This is a genomic window from Mycobacterium sp. IDUB_39 (assembly GCF_055419205.1).
Window position 1 is genome coordinate 478891 of sequence record NZ_JBVAXF010000003.1, and the last position, 25221, is coordinate 504111.

Genomic DNA, 25221 nt, shown 5'->3' on the forward strand with positions numbered 1-25221 from the left:
CTTGACCTCGAGTCAACTCGAAGTCATTGAATGGGAACATGACCCTTCACAAACTCCGCACCGCCCTCGAGACAGTCCGGTACGCACAGTTGCGGACCTACCGCCGCAACGGCGATCCGGTCGACACCCCGATCTGGTTCCAACTCGACGGCGACACCCTCATGTTCCGTACCAAGGTGGGCCCCAAGACGCGTCGCATCGCCGCGAATCCCCGCGTCGAGATCTGGCCGTGCGACTACCGTGGCCGCTACGCGCCGAAGCCCATCACCGTCACCGGCGAGGCATCGATCCTGACCGGCGAGGACGCCGAAGCAGCCAACCGCGCCCTCCATCGACGCTACGGGTGGCAATACAATCTGATGCCACTGATCAAGGTCCCCGGCGTCAAGAGTTCTGACGATGCCCTCCCACTGCGCGTGAAGGCCCGCCGACTCCGTACGCGGACCGTCTGGCCCGACAGCGCGATCGTCGCAGTCAAACTCGACTTCGCGGCACAGGGCGCTGCCAGACCCCACGGTGACGCGATCGGCATCGACTAGGCGCGCAGCACACCTCCGTTGTTGAGGTTCGTCACACCCGGCCGAGCAATTCTGACACCTCGATCCCCCACGGCCAGCTCTGGCTAATTTCGCGGAGTTTCACCTGACCCACGCCGCGGCAGCGAGGAATGCACCGAAGGCCAGTTCATGGCGGTGATCAACGTTGGAAGAAGCGCATTTCGTTCCAAAGGTATCGGGTTTTGGTGAATGACGACGCCCCGGCGCACCCCATCGAAACACGCGTCAATCGTTTCGCTGAAAACGCCACAGCTAACACCCTGCCTCTTAGTCGGTTTCGCTATGATGCGCATCGCGTGCTTTCATTTCTTAAGCTCGATCCAACGCTTTAGTACCCGCCGTAGAGGGGGCAAGTCCATGCTCGACTCGTCGATTCCCGCGATTCTTCGCGAGCGAGCCAGCCTGCAGCCGAACGACATCGCATTCACGTTCATCGACTATGAGCAGGAATGGGAAGGTGTCGAGGAGCAGCTGACCTGGGCCCAGCTCCAGCAGCGGGTGGTTGCCCTGGCGGCCGAGATCCGCGAGCACGCGCAGATCGGCGACCGAGTCGTCATCCTCGCGCCGCAGAACATGTCCTACATCCTTGGATTCCTCGCCTCGTTCGAGGCCAATGTCATCGCCGTGCCACTGTCGACCCCGACCCTGGGCGCGCACGACGAACGGGCCGCAGCCGTGGTGCGCGACGCCCGCCCCACCGTGATCCTCACGACGGCGGATACCGCCGCGGCGGTGGCCCCGTACGCGACGGCTCAGGACGGTCAGTCCGCCCCCACTGTGCTCGAGATCGACCGTCTGGACCTCACCGTGCGCAAGCGGTCGACGTCACGGCGCGAAACCCCGCCTGCCACTGCCTATCTGCAGTACACCTCAGGATCGACCCGCACGCCCGCCGGTGTGATGGTGTCGCAGCGCAACCTGTTCGCGAACTTCGAACAAGAGGTCTCGGCGCTGCTGAGCGAACACGGCAAGGTGGGTCCGCCCGGAACCACCACGGTGTCGTGGCTGCCCTTCTATCACGACATGGGACTGATGCTCGGCATCTGCGCACCCATCCTGGGTGGCTGGCATTCGGTGGTCATGAGCCCCATCGCCTTCCTGCAGCGGCCGGCCCGATGGATGCAGCAGCTAGCCAAGCGTTCGCACACCCTGACCGCCGCGCCGAACTTCGCCCTCGACCTCGCCTCGGCCCGCACCACCGACGACGACATGGCCGGCCTCGACCTCAGTGGGATCTTGGCGATCATGTCGGGAGCGGAACGCGTACAGCCCGTCACGGTGAAGCGGTTCATGCAGCGGTTCGCGAAGTTCAACTTCGCCGGCAAGGTCATCCGCCCCTCCTTCGGCCTCGCCGAGGCGACGCTTTACGTCGCGACGCACGAAGCGGGCGAGCCGCCCACCGTGGTGACCTTCGACACCGAGAAGCTCACCGCCGGAATGGCCAAGCGCAGCACCACTGGGACCTCGCTGATCAGCTATGGCGCACCGCAGTCACCGCAGGTGCTGATCGTCGACCCGGACACCCGGCTCGAGACACCCGCGTCGACTATCGGCGAGATCTGGGTGCTCGGCGACAACGTGTGCGCCGGGTACTGGAACAAGCCCGATGAGACCGCCCACACGTTTGGCGGCGTCCTCGCCGATGCCACCGACGACACGGTGAAGTGGTTGCGCACAGGCGATTTGGGATTCATTGACGACGGTGAGCTGTTCATCATCGGTCGAATCAAGGATCTGCTGATCGTGCGCGGCCGCAACCACTACCCCGACGACATCGAGGCGACCGTGGGCGCCGTCTCCGGTGGCCGGGTGGCCGCCATCTCGGTTGAGGACGACACCACCGAACAACTGGTGGCGATCGTCGAGATGAAGCCCCGCGCGACTCCGGAGGAGACACAGGAGCGGTTGACCACCGTGCGGAGTGAGATCACATCCGCGATCTCACAGGCCCACGGGATCACCGCGGCCGACCTCGTGTTGGTCGCGCGAGGATCGATTCCGATCACCACGAGCGGCAAGATCCGCCGTCAGGCATGCGTGGAGCAGTACCGGCAGGGCGGGTTCGTCCGGATGGACGCGTGACGGCGTGAGTCGTCCAAGCCCCGATCACCAGACTTTGCTCGCATGCCATCACGTGCCGAGTAAATGTCGTCCAACTCTCTGTATCGTGTGACTCCGTGATCGAGCTCATCAACGTCGCCAAGACATTCGGCCAGAGTGTTCCCGCGCTGCGCGACGTGAGCTTCTCGGTTCCCACCGGCTCGGTGTGTGCGTTGCTGGGACACAACGGGGCCGGCAAAACCACCACCGTCAACATCCTGTCGACGTTGATGCCAGCAGGCACACCGGGATCAACTGATCCAATCCGCTGTTCCCGGTGACGCGGACCATCGACTTGCCGACCAGCAGGCCGTAGATGATGAGCAGCCCGGCGGGAAACATCAATGCCTGCAGTGGAACCATCGGGTATCGACGCCACTGAATGAAGAGCCGGCCTGCGAAGATCCAGCTTTCTGCGATGAGCGAATGTTGCTGCTGTGACGTTGACTTCATGATGGCCGTCCCTGAAGACGAACGGCGATTGTGCCGAACAGCAGCAGCAGTCCGATACACCACGCGAGGCTGGTGAGGACATTGCCCGTCTCAACGTGGCCGACGGTGAATCCGCGCAGCGTCTCGGTGATCTGCGAGATCGGCTGGTGGCGCACGAAACCATGCAGCCACTCCGGAAATGCATCGACAGGTGCGAGCCCGGTCGACAACACGACGAGGAGCAACTGCGGGACCAATAGCAGCTGGCTGGCCACCTCGGTCCGCCCGGCCTTGTTACCGGTCGCGTCCGCGCCCAGTGACAGTGCCAAGGTCAGCGTCAGCGCCATCAGGACAAAGGCTGCGGCATAAGCGAATCCGCTGGTCACCCGAAACCCGAACAGATACGCGCCCAGGACCGACGCGGCCACCGCCAACACGCCGCGGATCAGGCAGTAGGCCATGCGGGCCATCAGCGGTGTGTAGGGCGAGATGGGCAACGTGCGCATCCGATAGCTGAGTCCGCTGATCTTGTCCCAGGCCGCCCGATCGGTGGTGGTGAGTGCACCGAACAACATCGCCTGAACGACCATGGCGGGCAGGACGTACTGTGCGTAACTCATCTCGCCGGTGGCGATGACGTCACGCAGCAGGAACGTCAGACCGACGAGCCCGATAATCGGCACCACCACGGCGAAGATGAGATCCAGCCGACCGCGCTGCACCGTGCGGGCAGTCAGGAGCGCAAATGCCGTCACTGCGAGGTGACCGGGGTGGTGAGATGCAGAAACACCTCATCGAGCGATGGGCGGCGCAGCGATATGTCGAGGAGTTCGACGCCGAGTTCATCCATCCGCCGGAACACCTCGGAAAGCGTCGCGACACCTTGCGGAGCGGGTACCGAGACGGAGCTCGTGTCGGCGTCCACCTCGACCTCGTGGAAGTCGGCCAGCGCGGCCGCGATTCGCGGTAGATCCTCGGAATTCAGCGCGGTCATCTGGCAGTAGCTGCTGCCGGTCTGGCGCTTTAGTTCATCGGCGGTGCCGCTCGCCACGATCTGGCCGTGGTTGAGGATGACGATGGAGTCGCTGAGGATATCGGCCTCCTCCAGATACTGGGTCGTCAACAGGACCGTGATGTCCTGAGCCGCCATGGAGGACACCAGATTCCAGACGTCGCGCCGGCTGCGGGGATCAAGTCCGGTGGTGGGCTCATCGAGGAACAGCACCTTTGGCGGCACCACGAGGGACACCGCAATGTCGATGCGCCGCCGCATGCCGCCCGAGTACCCGCTGACTTGCCGGTCGGCAGCATGGGCCATGTCGAATTGCTGGATCAGTTCCTCGGCGCGGCTGCGTGCCGCGCTGACGAGCACGCCGAGTCCACCGTGTAGGCAGGACCGTGTGCGCCGAGGTGATAGGCGATGCGACCCGAGGCCAGGCTGAAATTGCTACCGGTGAAGCCGTACGGGCCCTCGACTGCATTGGCGTCGGCCGCCAACAGCTGGTAGTCGGCGCCGGTCAAGCCCACGAACACGCCGGTGAGGGTGTTGGCGACAGCGGCGGGGTCGATTCCAGCGTGCTCGATGGCCTCCCACGAGGTCTCGAGCAGAAGCCGGTGCTGCGGGTCGAGTGCCGTGGCCTCGCGCTCGCTGATCCCGAAGAAGTCGGCGTCGAACCCGGCGACGTCATCGAGGAATGCGCCCCACTTGGAGACCGAACGTCCCGGAACGCCGGGTTCGGGGTCGAAGTACTCCTCGGCGTCCCAGCGGTCCAGCGGAACCGTGGTCACGGTGTCCTCGCCGCGCAGCAGCGCTCCCCACAGTCCAGCAGGCGAGTCCACGCCGCCAGGCAGTCGGCATCCCATGCCGACCACGGCGATCGGTGTGACCGTCGTACCCGCCACTCTCTCAACCACTAAATTCAACCTCTTCTGCGTACATGAGTGGGAAGGCTCCCCAGCAGGGGTGCGTCGACGTCAAGCGCGTGTTTGCCGCATCTTGGCTCCACTACCCCTTACTTCTCGCCGGCGTTCAAGCAACGGGGACGGAGTGCGATGGTCACGAGCCGCAACGTTGCGGGTTGCCCGGCAAATGTACACAAGCGCATTAGACACCACCAATCTCAGGCCGGAAGATTACACCGATACCCGTCATTTCGTCCTGTCTACCGATTCTGTTCGGTTGACGTGCATGAACGCAAGAAATTAACGGTTGTTATCAATTCTGGCGATATTCAGTACGATTGGTCGGTTTTTTGCCGAGACAATGACCAGCAAACTATTTGAGGACAACTGACAGGATCGCTCGGGGCGTGGTATGTAGCACATAATTTACGCATGCGTCAAGGCGATCTAAGCGTTTGCTGAAAATCTCCTGAGAGAATGAGAAGTGCATGTTAAGTGTAATTTGAGCATTGGTATTCATTAGCCGTGACTCGAGTCACACAGTAACCATCTGACCCAGCAGCACCTGGACCTCGCCAGCTCTAGCAACTATCGCCTCGGTTACGGCAGGGTGCTCGCGATTCGGCTCGGGCAAAACCGCGACAGGTGTCGCATTCGCCGAATTCGACGATGTAGCCAGAATTTGACCAACACGACGAAAACACTTGCGCCACCAGTGGTTAGCGCTGGCAACGCACGTTGTCTGCAGTGGGCGCCTCTGGGCGAAGATCGAGCGTCGCCACCCCGTGGGCACGGCGTCGGCTCAGACGGCGGCGGAGTTGCTGCCAGCGAACGGTGCACCGAACGTCGAGATCGGGGTGAAGCCATGTTTGCGCGCCTGCGCAACCCCATACCGGATCAGTGCAGCGGTCGCCACGAAGCCAGCCTGGTCCGCAACGACCAGCGGAGTCAGTAGCCGGTTGTGGACGAATCCAAAGGAGAGGCCACTCTCCGGGTCGGCCCAACCCAGTGATCCACCCAGGCCGACGTGGCCAAGGCCCGGCATGATGCCACCCACCGGCAGACCGTGATAGCCGAGGTGAAATGACATCGGCATGAGGATGCTGCCATCGAGGTGCAAGCTGCGTGGTCCGACGAGGCCGGCCGCGAGTTCTGCGGACAGAAACCGCCTGCCACCGACCATGCCACCATTGGCGATCGGGGCATACATCCTGGCCAACGCCCTAGCGGTCGCAACGCCGTTGGCTGCGGGCATCTCGGTGTCCAGCATCGGAGTGTCGCCCTGTACCACCGATTTCATGCCTCGGAAGTACAGCGAGCCGAACCCACCGGAGAACGGTAGAGCGGCCAGATGGGGCGCGACGAAGTTGAAGACCGGGTTCTGCAGATGCCGCTGCGGACCGATGATCTGTGCGGGCTGCGTCGCGGCGTCAACCGGCGGGCGGCCCAGATGGAAGCCATCGGAGTTCAGCGGTTCGGCCAATTCGGTGCGGAACAGGTCGCGCATGCCCGAACCCGTCACAGCCCGGGCCAGACCCGACAGCAGCCAGCCGTAGGTGATGGCATGGTAGGCCGGACGACCCCGGAGCAGGCCCATCGGCGCCGCCGCCATCCGTTCCTCCATGAGCACGTGGTCCATCAGATCAACCATCGTGGCCCGGTTCAGCTGTGACAATCCTGCCCGGTGCCGCATGAGCTCACGAACGGTGATCCGTGACTTGCCGTTGGCACCGAACGCCGACCAGTACTCGGCCACCGGCGCGTCGTAGTCGATAAGCCCCCGGTCCGCCAGGCGGTGCACGACCGTCGAGGCCATCCCCTTGGTCGCCGAGAAGACCATCGTCCCGGTGTCGGCGTCCCAGCGTGTCTTGCCGCGGCGGTCCGACCATCCGGTCCAGACGTCGACAACGGGTTCACCGTCGAGATAGATCGCCAGGGCTCCCCCGCCGAGGCGCGGATGAGGGAACAGCTGGGAGAACGCACGCACCGCGCGCGCGAAGTTCGAGTCTGCGGCTCCGTGGACACCGCGCGGAAGCTCGCTGTGGGCACCGTACGAGAGCGCGCCATGGGCATCGCGCGGGAACACGCCATCATCGACACCGTGCGGAAGCGCCGCGCTGCGCATCCCACCTGTTACAGGGGCCACAATTTCGAAATGTACTCGCAGCCCCGGCTAACTAGAAAAAAGGTTATCGATCCGTTAGTCAGTCGGCTTCCGCGGCGTCGAGTATCCGTTGCGCAGCAAGCGCCGGCGTCAGCTCGCCATCGCGGACGCTGCGCTCGATATCTGCCCGGATCGCCTTGACCCCCGGGTGGTGCAGAATCCGGTCCAGCACCGTGTCGCGCACCATCGACCAGGTCCAATCGACCTGCTGGGTCCGTCGCCTCGCCTCGAACTCGCCAGCGTCGCTCAGAACCTGCCGATGCTTGCACACTGTTTCCCACAGCTCATCCAAGCCAGCCCCGTGCAGCGCACTCATCGTGAGAACTGGTGGACGCCAGAGTGTTTCGCGGGGATAGATGAGGCGAATCGCACCCGCCAGTTCGCGGGCGGCGGCCTTCGCCTCCACCTCGTGAGCGCCATCAGCCTTATTGACCACCACCACATCGGCCAGCTCAAGCACGCCCTTCTTGATGCCCTGGAGCTGATCACCGGTACGGGCAAGGGTCAGGAAGACGAAGGTGTCGACCATGTTGGCAACGGTCACCTCGGACTGTCCGACGCCCACCGTCTCGACCAGGATGACGTCATATCCGGCCGCCTCCAGCAAAACAATCGTCTCGCGGGTGGCTCGGGCGACTCCGCCGAGTGTGCCCGACGTCGGAGACGGTCGGATGTAGGCATCGGGGTGAACCGCCAACCGAGCCATCCGGGTCTTATCGCCCAGGATGGAGCCGCCGGTCCTGGTCGACGATGGATCGACGGCGAGCACGGCCACCCGATGGCCCCGCTCGATGAGATGCATGCCTAGCGCCTCGATGGTCGTCGACTTCCCGACCCCGGGTACGCCGGTGATGCCGATGTGCTGGGCGCTACCCGCTTCGGGCATCAGCTCGAGCAGCAACTGCTGAGCCTGGTCGCGGTGGTCGGCGCGGGTTGACTCCACCAACGTGATGGCACGGGCCAGAGCGGCGCGGTCGCCGCCACGGACTGCTGCCGCGAGTTCATCGACTGACGATTGGGGCATTGCGCCGTCAGCCGATGTCGTAGCCCAGCCGCTCGGCCAGCTTCTGCAGCAGACCGATCGCAGCGTCGGCGATCACCGTGCCCGGCGGGAAGATGGCTGCGGCTCCCGCCGCGTACAACTCGTCGAAGTCGCCGGGTGGAATGACACCGCCCACCACGACCATGATGTCGGGCCTGCCGACTCCCGCGAGAGCGTCACGCAGGGCGGGCACCAGCGTCAGGTGCCCCGCGGCCAGCGACGACACCCCGACCACGTGCACGTCATTGTCGGCGGCCTGCCGGGCGACCTCATCCGGCGTGGAGAACAAGGAGCCCACGTCGACGTCGAAACCGATATCGGCGAAGGCCGTCGCGATCACCTTCTGGCCGCGGTCGTGGCCGTCCTGTCCCATCTTGGCGACCAGGATGCGGGGCCTGCGGCCGTCAGCCTCGGCGAACTTCTCCACCAGCTCCGTTGCAGCACTGACGTTGCTAACCTTGCCCACCTCGTCTCGGTAGACGCCCGCGATGGTGCGGATCTCGGCCTGATGCCGACCGTAGACCTTCTCCAGCGCGTCAGAGATCTCGCCGACCGTGGCCTTGGCGCGCGCAGCGTCGATAGCGAGGGCGAGCAGGTTGTTGCCCAGCCCGTCCTCCCCCGCCGGTCCGGATGCGCCTGCGGCACGGGTCAATTCAGCCAGTGCAGCCTGGGTCGCGGCCTCGTCGCGCTCGGCCCGCAGCTGCTGGAGTTTGGCGATCTGCTCGGCGCGCACCCGGCTGTTCTCGACCTTGAGGACCTCGACCTCCTGGTCCTCGTCGACCTGGTACTTGTTGATCCCGATCACCGTCTGGGCGCCCGAGTCGATGCGCGCCTGAGTGCGTGCGGCGGCTTCCTCGATGCGCAGCTTCGGGATGCCCTCACGGATCGCCTGCGCCATACCGCCATGCTCTGCCACCTCGGCGATGTGGGCACGCGCCTTCTCGGCGAGCTGGTGGGTCAGCCACTCGACGTAGTACGAACCGCCCCACGGGTCGATCGGCCGGGTGGTGCCGGACTCCTGCTGCAGCAGCAGCTGGGTGTTGCGCGCGATGCGTGCGGAGAAGTCGGTGGGCAGCGCCAGCGCCTCGTCGAGTGCGTTGGTGTGCAACGACTGCGTGTGGCCCTGGGTGGCCGCCATCGCCTCGATGCAGGTGCGGGCGACGTTGTTGAACGGGTCCTGCGCGGTCAGCGACCAACCCGATGTCTGCGAGTGGGTACGCAACGACAGCGACTTGTCACTCTTGGGATCGAACTGGGCGACGAGCTCGCTCCACAGCAGCCGGCCCGCGCGAAGCTTGGCGACCTCCATGAAGAAGTTCATGCCGATACCCCAGAAGAACGACAGCCGCGGTGCGAACTTGTCGATGTCCAGGCCGGCAGCCAGTCCCGCCTTGATGTACTCGACACCGTCGGCCAGGGTGTAGCCCAGCTCGAGATCGGCTGTCGCACCGGCTTCCTGGATGTGATAGCCGGAGATCGATATCGAGTTGTACTTGGGCATCTTGACGCTCGTGTAGCCGAAGATGTCGGAGATCACGCGCATCGACGGCTCGGGCGGATAGATGTAGGTGTTGCGGACCATGAACTCTTTGAGGATGTCGTTCTGGATGGTGCCCGCCAGCTTCTCCGGCGGCACCCCCTGCTCCTCGGCCGCGGCGACATAGAGCGCCAGAATCGGCAGCACGGCGCCGTTCATGGTCATGGACACCGACACCGCCGACAGATCGATACCGTCGAAGAGCTGCCGCATGTCGAGGATGGAATCGATGGCCACACCGGCCATTCCGACGTCACCCTGCACACGCGGATGATCGGAGTCATACCCGCGGTGGGTGGCCAGATCGAATGCCACCGACAGGCCCTTCTGCCCGGCCGCCAGGTTGCGTCGGTAGAACGCGTTGGACTCGGCCGCGGTGGAGAAGCCGGCGTACTGCCGGATGGTCCACGGCTGGTTGACGTACATCGTCGGGTACGGCCCGCGCACGAAGGGCGGTGCGCCGGGAAAACTGTCCAGCGGATAACCGGCGTCGACCACGGCGTCACGATCGGCGGCGATGTAGACCGGCTTGACGTCGATCCCCTCCGGCGTGACCCAGCTGAGTTGGTCAGCGGTGTAACCGTGCGCGGCCGCTGCGGCGACGACGTGCTCGCCGACGGTGGCCTCGGTGGCGGGAGCGCCCTTCTTATCGCCTCGCAACGGAACCTCGGCGAAGCTCGCGATCCCGTTGTCGGGTGTCACCGCAGTCATATCAGGCCCCCAATCTGGTGAGCAGGGTGGACAACACCGCGATCGCATCAATCCTGGCGGTCAGGTGTTCGTCGGGTCTCGATCCCTCGGCGGCGTCGGCGGTTGCCTTCTGAGGGCCGGCTAGATAGACGTGCGAGACGCCCGCAGCTCGAGCGGCGTCGACGATGTCGGCCGCGTCGGTGCCGTACCGCGCGTCGGTACCGCAGATGACCACGGCAGCCGGGCTACCCGCATCCGCCAGAGCCTGTGCCACATCAGATGCCTCGACAGTGCCGGGATTGACCGTCTCGATACCGCCGGCGGCCAGCAGGTTCGCGGCGAATGTCGTGCGGATGTTGTGCTCGGCAAGCGGGCCGACCGGCAGCAGAAGTGCCTGAGGACGGGCACCGTTGGCTGCCAGGTACGCGTCCGAGCGGTCCCGCAAGGCTTCGAAGCCCGCCGCGTAACGCGACACCACCGATTCCGAATCCTGTTGGGGCAGTGGGGCCTCGGCGAGGTTGGGATATTCGTTGACACCCGTGAGCGCGGCGCGGCGGTGCGCGATGTCATCGGCCCGACGGTCCCGCACCTGCTCGATCTGGTCGACGACGAAGTCGCGGGCATCGGCGAAACCGCCCCGCGCCTCGATGTCCTGGAAGTGCTTCCACGCCGCCTCGGCGAGTTCGGAGGTGAGGTCCTCGACGAACCAGGACCCGCCGGCCGGGTCGAGCACGCGACCAATGTGCGATTCCTCGAGCAGCAGCAGCTGGGTGTTGCGGGCCATACGGCGCGCGAAACTCGGAGCGACGCCGGGCAATCCGTCATCGATCGCGCTGTCGAACGTGCGCACCCACACCGTGTCCGCTCCCCCGACGCCTGCGGCGAACGCGGCCAGCGTGGTGCGCAACATGTTCACCCACGGGTCACGCTGGGCCATCATCGGCATCGACGTGACGGCATGGACCTTCGGGGCGCCCGCGTCGGGAGCGCCAACCACCTCGGCGACACGCGCCCACAGCTGGCGTGCCGCCCGCAACTTGGCGATTGTCATGAACTGGTCGTCGTCGGCGGCAAATCGGAATGCGATCTGGCGCAACGCATCGTCGGTCGCCAGGCCGTGCTCGCCCAACATTCGCAGGTAGCTCACACCTGCGGCAACGGCACCGGCAAGTTCCCAGGACGCACTCGCCCCGAGATTGTGGAACGACGGACCGTCGACAGTGATGGCGCGCGCGCCGCCTTCGAACTCCGCAGCCTTGGCGGCGACGCCGGCGACCTCCGCGATGGTTGGGGTCGATCGACCGGCCAGCGACGCGGTCAGGGGATCCGCGCCGAGATCCACCGACAGCAGCGCGCGGCGCTCCGCAGGCAGAGCAGTCACCAGCGAGAGCAGCGACTCGGCTGCCGCGGTGTACTCGCTTCCGCCGCCACCGACGTCGAGCATCACGGGGACCAGTTCGAGGAAGACGCCCTCGAGCATCCGGTCCAACTCGTCGACGCCGACACCGTCGGCACCGACCTTCAGCACCAGCGCGCTGACACCCTCGGTCAGCGCGGCCAGCACGGCGCCGTTACCGTCGGTGACCGAGACCTGCCCGGCGGCCGGGAACGCCTCGGCGACCTTCCATCCGGACTTCACGTCGCGCAGCGCGTCGCCGCCTCGTACAAAGGGCCACTGACCGGGCAGCGGCTGCTCAGGCAGCGAATCCAGCGCGGTGTAGAGGGGGCGGACCCCGAAGCCGTCGTAAGTGGGCGAGTCAAGGAGTCGCTCGGGCTCATCGCCGAGGTCGGCTGGGTCCTTTCGGCTGCTCTTCGCCAGCACACCCGCCACACCCGCGCGCCAGGCCGCGAGATCGGACTCGATGGTGCTGGAGCTGGAACCAGATCCCTGTACGGACACCGGCACCTCCCTGTCGTCGCAGCTTGTGACTCGTCACCCGGCCATCAGGCTAAATGATGACCATCACGGTCATGACCGCCGGGCGGGCGAGTCTCAGTCCTTCGGTGGCCGCGTCGACGCGAGCACGAGCGCCACGCCACGTACCCTTGGCAGACGTGAAGCCCGTCGTCAGAACGTTGCGCGCGGTACGCGCCGCGATCGTCGCGACGGCGGCTCAGGTCCCGCGCCGCCGGGCAATCACCATCGCGGTCGCAATTGTGATTCTTGTCGCAGTCGCGCTTCTGGTGCCGTTGCCCACTGCGGTACAGCTTCGCGACTGGGCCACCTCGGTCGGCCCGTGGTTCCCCCTGGCATTCCTGGCCGCACACATCGTCATCACCGTGCTCCCCTTTCCGCGAACGGCGTTCACGCTGGCGGCCGGCCTGCTGTTCGGTCCGATCGTGGGCGTGACGATCGCCGTGGTCGCAAGTGCGGTCAGTGCGGTCATCGCCCTGCTGCTGGTGCGCGCGGCCGGATGGCACCTCGACCGGCTTGTCAAGCATCCGAGGGTGGACACCCTCAACGCTCGGCTCGCCGAACGTGGCTGGCCGACCGTGCTATCGATGCGGATGATCCCGGCGGTGCCGTTCTCAGTGCTCAACTACGCCGCGGGCTCGTCTGCGGTGCGGGTGGTGCCTTACACGCTGGCGACGTTCGCCGGGCTGCTCCCGGGCACCGCGGCGGTCGTCATTCTGGGAGACGCACTGACCGGCAATGTCAGCCCGCTGCTGTTTCTGGTGTCGGTGTGCACAGCCAGTCTCGGCATCGCCGGACTGTTCTACGAGTTCCGAACGCACCGCAGAAGCCACAATCGCGAGCCCGAGTCGGACCCTGAGCCGGTCAGTGAACCGGTTATCGCTCCCTGACGTCTACCCCACTGCTCCTCACGTGCGCGCCACCCAACTGCTCCTCACGTGCGCGCTACCCAACTGCTCCTCACGTGCGTGCTACCCAACTGCTCCTCACGTGCGTGCTACCCAACTGCTCCTCACGTGCGCGATGGCCCCTTCACCGTCAACGCTCCGTAGATGGCGAGCAAAGTGGTCGCTGCCGCGGCATTTCGGCCGAAATCCCGCGCCCGGACATGGGCGCCCACCGCAAGCACGAAGTAGACGGTCAGCATGAAGGTGGTCAGCCGGGCAAGCGCCGGATACCGCCACACCGACACCAACCCGACCGCGGACGCGGCCTTGATCACCGCGAAGATCCATCGATTCTGCTTGGGGAATCCAACGTCGTCGAGGCATTCGGTGATTGTCCGGATAGGGATGGCGCAGATCACGGCGTCGCCGGCCTGACCCGCGGCCAGCATTGCGTACGTCCGATTGTCGGTCAGGACGCTCATTGTTCGGGCGAGCCGTGCCGCGGGGCGGGCGCCTGTGCCGGCGCCTGCTGCCCGTAGTCGGTCACCGGCGGCTGCACCTGCTGAGACAGCGGCGGGTACTGCGTCGGCGCGTCGATGGAGGACACCGGGGTGCGGGCCTCGGCCACCGCCTGGGCGACGGCCTGCGCGATCTCCGGATCTGTCTTCGTGTTGAACCACTCCGCCACCTCGGCGGAATCGTCCTCGGGCTTGGGCAGGTCCTCCTCCACCGGCGAGGGCTCATACCGGAAGACGCCGTCCTGGCCGGGCGCGCCCAGCATCTTGGTGAAGCCCTGGAGCGCCGTGCCGAAATCGCTGGGCACCAGCCAGACCTTGTTCGCCTCACCCTTGGCCATCAGCGGCAGTGTCTGCAGGTACTGGTAGGCCAGCATCTCGGGCGTCGGGCGACCGGCCTTGATGGCCGCGAACGTCTTCTCGATCGCCTTGGCCTGACCCTGTGCCTGCAGATAGGACGCGGCACGTTCACCCTGGGCGCGCAGCATCCGGGACTGCCGGTCGGCCTCGGCGGCCAGGATGGCCGCCTGCTTGGCACCCTCGGCCGACAGGATCTGGGCCTGCTTCTGCCCCTCGGCCTGCTTGATCGACGCCTCACGGTTGCCCTCGGCGGTCAGGATCATGGCGCGCTTCTCGCGGTCGGCGCGCATCTGCTTCTCCATCGAGTCCTGGATCGACGGTGGCGGGTCGATGCTGCGCAACTCGACACGTGCGACACGCAGGCCCCAGCGGCCGGTGGCCTCGTCGAGCACGCCACGAAGCTGACCGTTGATCTGGTCGCGGGACGTCAGGGTCTGTTCCAGGGTCATACCGCCGACGACGTTGCGCAGTGTCGTGGTGGTCAGCTGCTCGACGCCGACGATGTAGTTGCTGATCTGGTAGACCGCGGCCTGTGGGTTGGTCACCTGGAAATAGACGACGGTGTCGATGTTTACCGTCAGGTTGTCCTCGGTGATCACGGGCTGAGGCGGGAAGCTCACCACACGCTCGCGGAGATCGACGCGGGCACGGATCTTGTCGATGAATGGCAGCAGCAGCGTGAGCTGACCCGAGACGGTCTTGCTGTAGCGACCGAGCCGCTCGATGACCGCGGCCTCAGCCTGCGGAATCACCTTGACCGACTTGGCCACAACGATGACCGCGAAGATCACCAGGACGGCAACCAGAACTAATCCGGCGACAGCACCCTCCATTGCAGATCCCTCCCAATCTCAGACGCTCTTGAAGACGACGGCGGTCGCGCCGTCGATTCGCATGACGGTGACATGGTCGCCAGGCTCATAGATATCGCCATCGCTCAGTGGCCGCGCCGTCCAGACCTCACCGTCGAGTTTCACCTGGCCCTCGTGGCGCGTCACCCGGTCGAGCACCAGCGCGTTCCTGCCCTCGAGCGCCTTCATCGGTTCCGGCAGGCCCGTGCCCGCCGCGAACCGACGCCGCAGCGCAGGACGGACGAGGACCAGCAGCAGGATCGACACAACAGCGAAGACCACGCCGTCGATCACGAAGTTGTCGATGAGAAGGCTGGACCCGACCGCGGCCAGCGCACCGCCGCTGAGCATCAGCAGGAACAGATCACCCGTCAGCGCCTCCGCGCCGGCCAACGCAACAGCGGCGACCAGCCAGAGCAACCAAACGGGCATGCAACCAGCCTAACGTGTCCCGGCTCACTCGGTCGGCAACAACTACACTCCGGTGATCATGTGGTGTCCAAGTGTTTCGCTGGCGGTGTGGGCCAACGCCTGGCTCGCGGGCAAGGCTGCGCCCGATGACGTCCTGGACGCCTTATCACTCTGGGCGCCAAGACATTTAGTCACCGCCTATGACTCCGTCGCCGCCACGCGAACGGGTCTGCCGTGGCCCGACTTGACCGATGCCGGCGCGGTGTCGATGCTGCAGACACTGCGCACCGCAGCCGGCCCCACGACCGGCGAACCTGCCATGTCGATCGCCCTGCCGGTACCCGGCGACGTGCGCGGGCTGGCCGCGGGCACCCAGTTCCAACTCGACGCGATCGCCGTCGGGGAGGCCATTGTCGTCTCCCGTGCGGGGGTCGACGCGGTGGGCCTGGTGCCGGAGTTCGCCTACCCCGACGTCGATCCGGAGTTCGACGACGAGGCCGAGTACGGCGAGCCAAGCTCACTGTCGTGGACCGTCTACTCGCTGCCCACGGTGCCCGTACCGGCGTACGGCGACCTCGGTCAGGCCGAGTATGACCTGCGTTCGGCGGTGCGGTCGGCCGCCGACGCGCTCGGCATGCTGCGGGCCGGAGCGACAGACCCCGACGTGGCTGACCCGCGCGGACTCGTCGAGCAGATCCTGGAATCCGGCCGGCTGCACCACGCGCCCGACCACGCGCCTACACGCGCGCTGCGCGTGCTCGAGAACGCCGCGCACGTCGACGCGATCATCACGGTGAGTTCCGGGCTGATGCCGATCGGCTTGCAGACCTCATCGGAGATGCAGATAGCCAACGATGCGCTGCAGCCGCTGACGGGTGTGGTTCGGACGGCACGGATGGCCGCGGTCATCGAGATCCTGCACTCGGCCTGGCAGGCCTGACCGCCGGGCCGTTCTCCTTCGCGATCTCGCGGACACAACGCGGCGACTCCGCGCAGGGTTGACCGTCGAGGTTGTAGCCGCAGCCGGGCACGGGGTCGGGCCCATCGAGGCGCGCGGGTTGACGATCGGCACGGAGTTCGTCGATGAGATCTGCGGCCAGACCGGCGAACCGGGGGTCGACGTTGGGCGTGCCCGCACGGGCGAAGGCGATCCCCAGCCGCTCGGCCTGCTCCGCCAGTTCGTTGTCGAGGTCCCACACGACCTCGATGTGGTCGGCGACGAAGCCGATCGGACACACGATGACGGCCCTGGTGCCGGCCGCGGCGAGCGCCGAGAGATGGTCGCCCACATCGGGTTCCAGCCACGGCACCTGCGGTGGACCAGAACGTGACTGCCACACCTGGTCGTACTCGGCGTAACCGGCCGCCGCTGCCACCAACCGCGACGCATAGGCCACCTGTCGGCTGTACAGGTGCGGGCCGTATCGCTCGTCGGCCGCAATGGGTATCGAATGGGCGGTGAACACCAGCCGGGCGTCGTCGGCCATACCGTCGGGCAGCGTCGCCGCCGCGGCCGCGATACCGTCGGCGAACATCTCGACGAACAGCGGATGGTCGAAGTAGTGCCGCAGCTTGACCAACTGCGGGGCACCCGCACCCGCGGCTGCCAGTCCCCTGGCGATGTCCTCGACGTACTGCGTGCAACTCGAGTAACCGCCCCAAGCCGACGTGGCGAACACGGCTGCACGGCGAACGCCGTCATCGCGCATGGCCGCCACGGTGTCCTCGACGAACGGCTCCCAGTTGCGGTTGCCGAAGTAGACGGGCAGCGGTGTGCCGCGGCGCTCCAGCTCACTGCGCAGCAGCGCGATGAGCTCGCGGTTGATGCCGTTGATCGGCGAGACGCCACCGAAGTGCAGGTAGTGCTCGGCGACCCCGTCGAGACGCTCGGGCGGGATGTTGCGTCCGCGCGTCACGTTCTCCAGGAACGGCCGCACCTGCTCGGGCCCCTCCGGCCCTCCGAAGGAGAGCACCAGAACGGCATCGAATTCCACAGCGCGACGGCTCAGAGCAGCTGCGTGTGCGCGCCGCCGTCGGCGTAGACGATAGATCCGGTGGTCGCGGGCAACCAATCGGAAATCAGGGCGCACACCGTCTTGGCGACCGGTGTGGGGTCCTTCATGTTCCAGCCGATGGGAGCACGCTGATCCCAGCCCTCTTCGAGAAGCTTCATCTGATCGCCTGCCTCGGCTCCCAGCGCACCACCCACGATGGCACTCATCGCGAGCGTGCGGATCGGGCCTGCGGCAACGAGATTCGACCGCACGCCGAACTGGCCGGCCTCACGGGCGACGAACCGGTTGACCGACTCCAGCGCACTCTTGGCGACCGTCATCCAGTTGTAGGCCGGCATCGCGCGGGTGGGGTCGAAGTCCATGCCGACGATGCCGCCGCCAGGATTCATGATCGGCAGCACGGCCTTGGCCAGCGAGGCGTACGAGTACGCCGAGATGTGGATGCCCTTGGCGACGTCCTCGTAGGGCGCGTCGAAGAACGGGTTGATGCCCATGCCGGTCTGCGGCATGAAGCCGATCGAGTGCACGACGCCGTCGAGCCTGTTGCCGTCACCGATCACCTCGGTGACCCGATCGGCGAGCGTGGCGAGGTGCTCCTCGTTCTGCACGTCGAGCTCGAGAAGCGGCGCCGGGTTCGGCAGCCGGTCGGCGATCCGCTGAATCAGCTTCATCCGGTTGAAACCGGTCAACACCAACTCCGCGCCCGCCTCCTGGGCGACCTTGGCGATGTGGAACGCGATCGACGAGTCGGTGATGATGCCTGTGACGAGGATCCGCTTGCCCTCGAGAATGCCTGCCATGGTGCTGACTCCTTTTCAGGGGAAGAGTTCTGGGAGCGAGAAATTCTGGTTAGTGACCCATGCCCATGCCGCCATCCACCGGGATCACCGCACCGGCGATGTAGCCAGCATCCTCCGACGCCAGGAAGCTGACGGCCCCGGCGACATCCTCGGCGGTGCCGACCCGCTTAGCGGGGATGAACTCCAGGGCACCCGCCTGGATCCGCTCATCGAGCGCGCGGGTCATCTCGGTGTCGATGTAGCCGGGGGCGACGACGTTCGCGGTGACGCCGGCCTTGGACAGCTCACGAGAGATCGAGCGGGCCATGCCGATGAGACCGGCCTTGGCGGCCGCGTAGTTGGCCTGGTTGCCGATACCCCACATACCCGAGACCGAGCCGATGAAGATGATCCGGCCGAAACGCTTGCGCTGCATGCTGCGCGAGGCCCGCTGGGCCACCCGAAACGCGCCGGTGAGGTTCGCATTGATGACGTTCTCGAACCGTTCCTCGGTCATTCGGATGAGGAATGCGTCCTGGGAGATGCCTGCGTTGGACACCAGCACCTCGACGGGGCCCTGATGCTCCTCGACCTCGGTGAATGCCCTATCGACGGCCTCGGAGTCGGTGACGTCGCACTGCACGCCGAACAACCCCTCCGGGGCGCCGGAGCCTCGGTGCGTGACGGCGACCTTGTGGCCGTCGGCGGCAAGCCGCTGGGCGATCGCTAGGCCAATGCCACGGTTGCCACCAGTGACGAGAACGGAGCGCGAGACGAATTCCGGCATGTGCGTCAACCTATCGTCTCGGTCCGGCCTGCTCGAAATCGGCCACTGCGACCGCGATCACGCGCACTACCCGGGCAAGCGGCGGTTGAGCAGCAGTGCCGCCAGCGCGGACAACGCAAGCACCAGCGCACCGAGACGGAGCCATCCGACGCTGGCGTCGCCCTTGATCGTCTCGTAGCCGATCTGCTGCTGCAGCGATGAGAACACCTGTTTGAGCTGTTCCAGGCTGGACGCGGTGAACGCCTCACCCCCGGACAACTCCGCGATCCGTCCGAGCATCTCGTCGTCGACGGGAACCGGCTGACGCTGGTCATTGATCTCGACGTAGCCGTAGGCAGTGCCGAACGACACCGTCGAGATGGGCACTCCCTGGTCCTTGGCGGTGCGTGCCGCCGTGTACGCGCCCTTGGGGTTGTCGGGGTTCGACGGCACCGTCTCCTTGCCGTCGGACATCAGCACGATGCGTGCCGGCGGCGGTTCGTCGCCGCCGCCGATCACCGCGCCGACGGTGGCGATGGCCTGCAGCGCGGTGAAGATGCCCTCACCCGTGGCGGTGCGGTCGGCCAGTTGCAGCTTGTCGATCGCGGCCTTGGTGGAATCGCGATTGGTGGTCGGTGCCACCAGCACCGTGGCCGTGCCCGCGTAGGCGATCAGGCCGAGGTTGATGCCGGGGGTCAGTTCGTCGGCGAACTGCTTGGCCGCCTCTTGCGCGGCGACCAGGCGACTCGGCGCCACGTCGGTGGCGCGCATCGACTGCGACACGTCGATCACCAGCATGACCACGGCGCGGTTGCGCGGGATCCGGATGTCGTTGGTGGGCCCGGCCATCGCGACGGTGAACAGCAGCATTGACAGCACCAGCAGGATCGCCGGCAGATGCCGCCAGCGCGACGAGCGCTTGGGCGCGATGCTCTCCAGCAGTTCCATGTTGGCGAAGCGCAGCATCCGCTTCTGACGCGCCATCTGCATCACGATGTAGAGCCCGATCACCACGAGCACCACGAGCAGGAACAGCAGGTACCAGACGTGTTCGAAGCCCGACAGCGTCATCGGTCCGAGCAGCGGTAATGTCATGTACGACTTATCATTTCAGTGTTGTGGGTGCACTCTGGTCGTTGACCGCTACCGGCCGGCCAGGCGGCGGTGCGCCACGAACCGCACCACGTCGGCGATCCAGTCCCGATCGGTGCGCAGTGTCATCAGCGGTGCGTTGCACCGTCGCAGCGTGCGCGCCACCTCGGCGCGGTGGGCCTCGGCCGCCTTGGCGAAGTCCTCGCGCAGCTGGGCGTCGATGGTGAACTCACGGGTCACACCGGACTCGGTGTCCTGCAGGATCACCTCGCCGACATCGGGAAGCTCGACGTCACGCGGGTCGACGATCTCGATGCCGAGTACCTCGTGACGTCCGGCGATGGCACGCAGCGGCTTCATCCAGGTGATCGGCCCCAGGAAGTCGCTGATGATCACGGCCATGCCCCGCCGACGCTCAGGCCTGCGCAGCGCGTCGATGGCCGAGGCCAGGTCGCCGCGCACGCCGACTGGCGCCTTGGGCATGGTGGCGACGGCGCGCAGCAGTTCCTGCTCGTGCATCCGGCCGGACAGCGCTGGCACGCGTCTGGTGCTCTCACCGTTGGTGATCACCGCGCCCAGGCGATTGCCGCCTCCGCTGTTGAGGAAGGCGACGGCGGCTGCGGCGGCGACCGCGAGATCACGCTTCTCGCATCCGGCCGTGCCGAAGTCCAGGCTGGCGGACACGTCGATCACCAGCCACGTCTCCAACTCACGGTCGGCGATCATCTGCCGCACGTGCGGAGTCGTGGTCCGTGCGGTGACCGACCAGTCCATGCGGCGCACATCGTCGCCGGGCTGGTAGATCCGGGACTCCCCCGGCTCGGACCCCGGGCCGGGGATCAGACCCTGATGGTCACCGTGCAAGACACCGTCGAGCTTGCGGCGCACCGTCAGCTCGAGCTTGCGCAGCGCCGCCGAGAGCTCGGGGTCGCGGATCTGCCCCCGTTGCAGTGACGGTAGGTCGACCGTGCGGCCCTGGGTCGGGGTCACCGACCGCTGGCCGCCGCCGCGGCGGGCATTGCAGGCGCCACCGAATGGCCCTGCTGAGGAATCGCATTGACCTGAGGCAGTCCGACGGTCTGCAGAATGCGGTTGACCACCGTCTCGGCCGAGACCTCGTCGGCAAGCGCGTCGTACGTCAACACCAGGCGGTGCCGCAGCACGTCCGGGATCACCTCGACGACGTCCTGCGGGATGACGTAGTCGCGTCCGCGGATCAGCGCCAGCGCGCGGGACGCCGCGATGATGCCGAGCGAGGCACGCGGTGAGGCGCCGTAGGCGATCCACGCCTTGGCGTCGGGCATACCGAACTTCTCGGGCTCACGCGTCGCGGTGACGATGCGCACCACATAGTCGACCAGTGCGTGGTGCACGAAAACGCCTGCGGCCACCTCCTGGAGACGCAGGAGATCGCCGGTGTCGAGGATCTGCTTCGGCGTGGGCGGGGTGACGCCCATCCGGTAGATGATCTCGCGCTCTTCCTCGGGCGTCGGGTAGTCGATGTTCAGCTTGAACAGGAAGCGGTCGCGCTGCGCCTCCGGCAGGGCGTAGACGCCCTCCTGCTCGATGGGGTTCTGTGTCGCCATGACCAGGAAGGGGCTGGGCAGCGGGAAGGTCTTGCCGCCGATCGACACCTTGCGCTCGGCCATGACCTCGAGCAGGGCGGACTGCACCTTGGCGGGCGCGCGGTTGATCTCGTCGGCGAGCAGGAAGTTCACCATCACCGGACCGATCTCGGTGTCGAACTCCTCCTTGCCGACCCGGTAGATGCGGGTACCGACGATATCGGTGGGCACCAGGTCGGGGGTGAACTGGATGCGCGCGAACGTGCCGCCAACCACCTTGGCGAAGGTCTCGACCGCGAGTGTCTTCGCGACACCGGGGACACCCTCGAGGAGCACGTGGCCCTTCGCGAGCAGGCCGACAAGCATCCGCTCGATGAGCCGGTCCTGGCCGACGATGATGCGCTTGACCTCGAAGATCGCGCGCTCGAGGGTGTGCACCTCGCCCTGCAGGCCGCCGTTGGTGGAAGCCCCCTGCTGCGGTCCTCCGGAGTAGCCCTGGCCCGGGCTCTGGCCGGGGAAACCTCCGGCGCCCTGCGGCGGCCCACTCGGTGACGTCATTCAGGTTCCTCCCACATTCGTTCGCGCCGAACTCGCCGCGCTTTACACCGCCCGCACATGATCTGCAGGCGCTCGCCGTCAACTATTCCAGGCTGTTCGGAATCCGTCGACGTCGCCGGTCACCGGCGAGTCCCGACGGCCGGTCCGATCAGGACTCGATGATGCGAACCAGATAGGGCTGTAGGCCGGCCGTCCGCACCGGGCTGACCGTGACCTTCTCCGCGCTGCCCGCTGCCTCGAGCATCTTTCCGCCGCCCAGGAAGATGGCGACGTGCTGGCTGCCGCCGGGACCCCAGAACAACAGGTCACCGCGCTTGGCCTGCGACTGCGGCACCTTGCGGCCCGCGTTGTACTGGTCGCCCGAGTACTTGGGGATCTGCACGCCGACGCCGGCGAAGGCATAGCGAGTGAAGCCCGAGCAGTCGTAGCCGATCTTGCCCGCGTCATAGTCCACGCCAGCGCTGGGCCCATTCAGCGCGCCGCCACCCCAGGAGTACGGCACGCCCAACTGCGAACCGCCGCGCCGGATGACGTACTCGATCGCCTGCGGACCGCGCACCCGCGCACCCGCGGGCAGGCCGGCTGACGGTGTGGGAGCCAGCCCGATGGTCTGCAGGAACTTGCTGCCGAGGTTCTGGGTGGTCTCCAGCGCGAGCTGACTGACCGAGAACGCCGCATTCGCGGCGGCGACCGGATCACCGGGAGCCCCGGAGCTGACGATCTTGGGCAGCGTCGGATCCCACTGACCACCATCGGGCTCGGCCGCGGCGGGCACGGCGAGGCCGATGGCGAGTGCCAGCGCACAGACCACCGTGGCCAGCGCCTGGAGAGGACGAACAGAAGTCAAACGCAAGGCAATCCCATCAGTATTCGATCATTCGAGTCACATAGGGCGTCATACCGCTGGTCCGCACCGGCGAGACCTTGACGTGTGACCCGGTGTACGGCGCCTCGAGCATCTGGCCGTTGCCCAGGTACATCGCGACGTGCTGACTGGCGTTGGGTCCGTAGAAGATCATGTCGCCGCGGCGCATCTGCGACGACGGGATCTTGCGGCCTGCGTTGTACTGCGAGCCCGTGTAGTGGTCGAGCTTGATGCCGACACCGGCGAACCCGTACAGCATCAGCCCGGAGCAGTCGAAACCGACTGTGCCCGCACCGGAGTCGATACCCCGACTGGCACCAGCCGCGTTACCGCCGCCCCACGAGTAGGGCACGCCCATCTGCGACTGCATCCGCTGGATGACGTGCTCGGAGGCCTGACGACCGTAGACGCGGGGTATCGCACCGTTGGTGATTCCCGTTGGCGTGGGGAGGATCCCGAGCTTCTGCAGGAATCCGCGACCCAGGTCCTGGGTGACCTGAAAGGAGGACTGCGCGATCCCGAGGATCGTGTTGATGATCGCGATCGGGTCGCCGCTGACGAACGCGCTCGGGATGGCTGGCAGCGTCGTGTCCCACTCGGAGGCCTGGCCGGCCTGCGGCTGCGCACCCGGGGCGCGGTCCCAGTCCGGCGAGGCGTTGGCCCCCGGAGCCGGATTCGCCGCCGGAGCGGGGCTGGCCCCGGGAACCGCAGCGGCTTGCGGTTGCGCCGCGGCGGCGGGTGCCGCCTGCTGACGTGCGGCGGCCAGTTTGGCTTGCGCAGCGGATCTTTCGGCGGTCAGCCTGTCCAACTGCACCTGCTGGTCGCCGAACGTCTTCTGCGCCTGCGTTAGGGCGTCGACGGCGGAGTCCTGGCTGCTCTGGGCGTCGGCGACTGCCTGGTCGGCCTTCTGCTTGGCCAGTCGTGCGGCGGACTCCTGGTTGACCTGCTCGGTCCTGGCCTTCTGGAGATCGGCCATCACCTGCTGCGACGAGATCATCAGAGTCTGTCCGGCCGTGGCGGTGTCGATGATGTCCGCGGGGTCGGTGGCTGTGACGTACGACGCCGCGGGCCCGTTCATGTAGGTCGATGCCGCGAAGGCGTCGAACCGCTTTTGTGCGGCGGTGATGGCCGCATTGGCGTCCTTGAGACCGACCTGGCTGGCCTCGACGTCGCGTTGCGCCGCAGCGGCATTGTCGCGTGCGGTCTGCACACCGAGGATCGCCTGATTGACGCCCTCCTGCTCGCTCTGGATGTTCGCGCCGAGTTCCTGCAGGCGCTGATTGGCGTTGGCGACGTCGGCGACGAGACCGGCGATTCCGGAAGGACTGCCGGGGTCAGCCACGGCGATCCCCGTGCCGTGGCTGACCACCGACGTGACGACGATGCCGACCGCGAGCGAAGCCGCGCCGACCCTGCAGCACAGACGGTAGGCAGAGGCGCGAATGTTGCGTCTCATCGGACTCACTGTCTCCTCGGATCCAACGCGAACGCCCCGGCACGTCCGTCGAGTTCTTGGTCACAGAGGCCACAAAAGACACTCCTGCAACATCAAGCACCATCTGCACCGTACGTCACATGAAGCGCCAAAGAAACGTTCGTAACGAATTACAAACTTGTAATTGAAACGGGCGTTATCGAATGGTGATCTTCGAATTCGAAGAACGCAGAATTCGCGTCAGTTCGCCGGAGGCGCAGGCGCTTCCGGCGCGGGCGTTGCGACGGACCGTCGGGCCCGGACCTGCAGCATTCGCGTGACCGCCGCGGCGGCGGCGACCCCGATGATGAGCACTATCGACAAAGCCGTCCACGGAAAGTGCGTCTCGGTCAACTCGCCCGCAAAATTCTTCGCCGACTGCACGGGATCACCCGGAACCTTTGCCAGATCCTGGCCGGCCTCGAGGGTCACCCGGTCGAATTGTTCGCTGTAGGTACCTGCGAATGAGGGACTGATCGCCAGCACCGTCGACCCCGGGTTGGCCGCACCGACCTCGGTGGCGATATCCCGCAGCGGAGTGTCTATCGGCGGATTTGTGGGTATCACGACGATCTTGAGGTCGATGCCGTCCGCACGAGCGTCGGTGACCACCTGCTTGAGCGCTGGCACATCGTCGGCGGGCGCGCTGACCCCATCGGCGGCAACGGCGGCGATCACTGCGTTGATGTCGACGTCGGCCGGGATGTACGCCGGCAGCGACGGGATGACGTGCGGACCTGTCAC

22 protein-coding genes and 3 pseudogenes are annotated in these 25221 nt (G+C 66.2%); 5 read left to right on the forward strand and 20 right to left on the reverse strand.

Annotation, left to right across the window (positions count from 1 at the left end; translation table 11 throughout):
- Positions 1-38: 38 nt before the first annotated feature.
- The 3 genes and pseudogenes from ACZY0X_RS14225 to ACZY0X_RS14235 all read left to right on the forward strand — a co-directional run.
- The gene (locus ACZY0X_RS14225) at positions 39-539 is read left to right on the forward strand and encodes a PPOX class F420-dependent oxidoreductase (protein ID WP_463771272.1); all 501 of its coding nucleotides are present in this window, start codon (positions 39-41) and stop codon (positions 537-539) included.
- A 375-nt stretch (positions 540-914) separates the two neighbouring features.
- The gene (locus tag ACZY0X_RS14230; protein ID WP_463771273.1) at positions 915-2639 is read left to right on the forward strand and encodes an AMP-binding protein; all 1725 of its coding nucleotides are present in this window, start codon (positions 915-917) and stop codon (positions 2637-2639) included.
- A 95-nt stretch (positions 2640-2734) separates the two neighbouring features.
- A pseudogene (locus ACZY0X_RS14235) lies at positions 2735-2890 on the forward strand (ATP-binding cassette domain-containing protein); the annotation flags it as partial.
- Here the strand turns inward: ACZY0X_RS14235 and ACZY0X_RS14240 are convergent.
- From ACZY0X_RS14240 to mutA, 8 genes and pseudogenes are all read right to left on the reverse strand, one after another.
- Positions 2868-3110, reverse strand: a complete 243-nt coding sequence (locus ACZY0X_RS14240; RefSeq protein WP_463771624.1) for a hypothetical protein — start codon at positions 3108-3110, stop codon at positions 2868-2870. The pseudogene ACZY0X_RS14235 and the gene ACZY0X_RS14240 sit on opposite strands and share 23 nt — an antisense overlap.
- A complete protein-coding gene (locus ACZY0X_RS14245) occupies positions 3107-3844 on the reverse strand; it encodes an ABC transporter permease (RefSeq protein ID WP_463771275.1) in 738 nt (245 codons plus the stop codon). The genes ACZY0X_RS14240 and ACZY0X_RS14245 overlap by 4 nt, the downstream gene beginning before the upstream one ends.
- Positions 3841-4449, reverse strand: a pseudogene (locus tag ACZY0X_RS14250) (ATP-binding cassette domain-containing protein); the annotation flags it as partial. The pseudogene ACZY0X_RS14250 and the gene ACZY0X_RS14245, both read right to left, overlap by 4 nt.
- Positions 4450-4451: 2 nt before the next feature.
- Positions 4452-4952 (reverse strand): annotated as a pseudogene (locus tag ACZY0X_RS14255) (beta-ketoacyl synthase N-terminal-like domain-containing protein); the annotation flags it as partial.
- Between the two features lie 841 nt (positions 4953-5793).
- Positions 5794-7116, reverse strand: a complete 1323-nt coding sequence (lipL, locus tag ACZY0X_RS14260; protein ID WP_463771595.1) for an esterase/beta-lactamase LipL — start codon at positions 7114-7116, stop codon at positions 5794-5796.
- A 79-nt stretch (positions 7117-7195) separates the two neighbouring features.
- Entirely contained in the window at positions 7196-8179 is a 984-nt protein-coding gene (meaB, locus tag ACZY0X_RS14265; protein ID WP_463771277.1) for a methylmalonyl Co-A mutase-associated GTPase MeaB, read from the reverse strand.
- A 7-nt stretch (positions 8180-8186) separates the two neighbouring features.
- The gene (scpA, locus tag ACZY0X_RS14270) at positions 8187-10445 is read right to left on the reverse strand and encodes a methylmalonyl-CoA mutase (RefSeq protein ID WP_463771278.1); all 2259 of its coding nucleotides are present in this window, start codon (positions 10443-10445) and stop codon (positions 8187-8189) included.
- A 1-nt stretch (position 10446) separates the two neighbouring features.
- A complete protein-coding gene (gene mutA, locus ACZY0X_RS14275) occupies positions 10447-12324 on the reverse strand; it encodes a methylmalonyl-CoA mutase small subunit (RefSeq protein WP_463771280.1) in 1878 nt (625 codons plus the stop codon).
- Between the two features lie 155 nt (positions 12325-12479).
- On the opposite strand from mutA, the gene ACZY0X_RS14280 reads away from it, so the two are divergent.
- A complete protein-coding gene (locus tag ACZY0X_RS14280; RefSeq protein ID WP_463771281.1) occupies positions 12480-13229 on the forward strand; it encodes a TVP38/TMEM64 family protein in 750 nt (249 codons plus the stop codon).
- Positions 13230-13351: 122 nt separating this feature from the next.
- Here the strand turns inward: ACZY0X_RS14280 and ACZY0X_RS14285 are convergent, their stop codons facing one another.
- The 3 genes from ACZY0X_RS14285 to ACZY0X_RS14295 are packed head-to-tail and all read right to left on the reverse strand — an operon-like array spanning position 13352 to position 15384.
- Positions 13352-13708, reverse strand: coding sequence for a DoxX family protein (locus ACZY0X_RS14285; protein WP_463771283.1), 357 nt, complete (start codon positions 13706-13708; stop codon positions 13352-13354).
- Positions 13705-14934: an SPFH domain-containing protein gene (locus tag ACZY0X_RS14290; RefSeq protein ID WP_463771285.1), complete on the reverse strand. Its 1230-nt coding sequence runs from the start codon at positions 14932-14934 to the stop codon at positions 13705-13707. Before ACZY0X_RS14290 ends, ACZY0X_RS14285 begins: the two co-directional genes overlap by 4 nt.
- A gap of 18 nt (positions 14935-14952) precedes the next feature.
- Entirely contained in the window at positions 14953-15384 is a 432-nt protein-coding gene (locus ACZY0X_RS14295; RefSeq protein ID WP_463771286.1) for an NfeD family protein, read from the reverse strand.
- 58 nt (positions 15385-15442) lie between these two features.
- Here ACZY0X_RS14295 and ACZY0X_RS14300 point away from each other — a divergent pair, with 58 nt between their 5' ends.
- On the forward strand, positions 15443-16303 hold the full coding sequence (locus ACZY0X_RS14300) for a hypothetical protein (RefSeq protein WP_463771287.1): 861 nt from the start codon (positions 15443-15445) through the stop codon (positions 16301-16303).
- On the opposite strand, the gene ACZY0X_RS14305 is transcribed toward ACZY0X_RS14300, so the two are convergent.
- The 9 genes from ACZY0X_RS14305 to ACZY0X_RS14345 form a co-directional block, all read right to left on the reverse strand.
- Positions 16269-17357, reverse strand: coding sequence for a ferrochelatase (locus ACZY0X_RS14305; RefSeq protein WP_463771289.1), 1089 nt, complete (start codon positions 17355-17357; stop codon positions 16269-16271). The genes ACZY0X_RS14300 and ACZY0X_RS14305 overlap by 35 nt on opposite strands.
- Before the next feature lie 11 nt (positions 17358-17368).
- Positions 17369-18178, reverse strand: a complete 810-nt coding sequence (inhA, locus tag ACZY0X_RS14310; RefSeq protein WP_463771291.1) for an NADH-dependent enoyl-ACP reductase InhA — start codon at positions 18176-18178, stop codon at positions 17369-17371.
- Between the two features lie 49 nt (positions 18179-18227).
- Positions 18228-18944: a 3-oxoacyl-ACP reductase FabG1 gene (fabG1, locus tag ACZY0X_RS14315; RefSeq protein WP_241399128.1), complete on the reverse strand. Its 717-nt coding sequence runs from the start codon at positions 18942-18944 to the stop codon at positions 18228-18230.
- A gap of 66 nt (positions 18945-19010) precedes the next feature.
- The gene (locus ACZY0X_RS14320; RefSeq protein ID WP_463771293.1) at positions 19011-20018 is read right to left on the reverse strand and encodes a VWA domain-containing protein; all 1008 of its coding nucleotides are present in this window, start codon (positions 20016-20018) and stop codon (positions 19011-19013) included.
- Positions 20019-20066: 48 nt separating this feature from the next.
- Positions 20067-21005 carry a DUF58 domain-containing protein gene (locus tag ACZY0X_RS14325; RefSeq protein WP_463771295.1) on the reverse strand — a complete coding sequence of 313 codons (939 nt, stop codon included), beginning with the start codon at positions 21003-21005 and terminating at the stop codon, positions 20067-20069.
- Complete coding sequence (gene moxR1 / locus ACZY0X_RS14330; protein WP_463771297.1) at positions 21002-22138, reverse strand: chaperone MoxR1; 1137 nt, start codon at positions 22136-22138, stop codon at positions 21002-21004. The genes ACZY0X_RS14325 and moxR1 overlap by 4 nt, the downstream gene beginning before the upstream one ends.
- Positions 22139-22286: 148 nt before the next feature.
- A complete protein-coding gene (gene ripB / locus ACZY0X_RS14335; protein WP_463771298.1) occupies positions 22287-22991 on the reverse strand; it encodes an NlpC/P60 family peptidoglycan endopeptidase RipB in 705 nt (234 codons plus the stop codon).
- Between the two features lie 10 nt (positions 22992-23001).
- Positions 23002-24459 (reverse strand): NlpC/P60 family peptidoglycan endopeptidase RipA, encoded by a 1458-nt coding sequence (ripA, locus tag ACZY0X_RS14340; protein WP_463771299.1) that lies wholly within the window; start codon positions 24457-24459, stop codon positions 23002-23004.
- A 219-nt stretch (positions 24460-24678) separates the two neighbouring features.
- On the reverse strand, positions 24679-25221 hold the full coding sequence (locus ACZY0X_RS14345; protein WP_463771301.1) for an Rv1476 family membrane protein: 543 nt from the start codon (positions 25219-25221) through the stop codon (positions 24679-24681).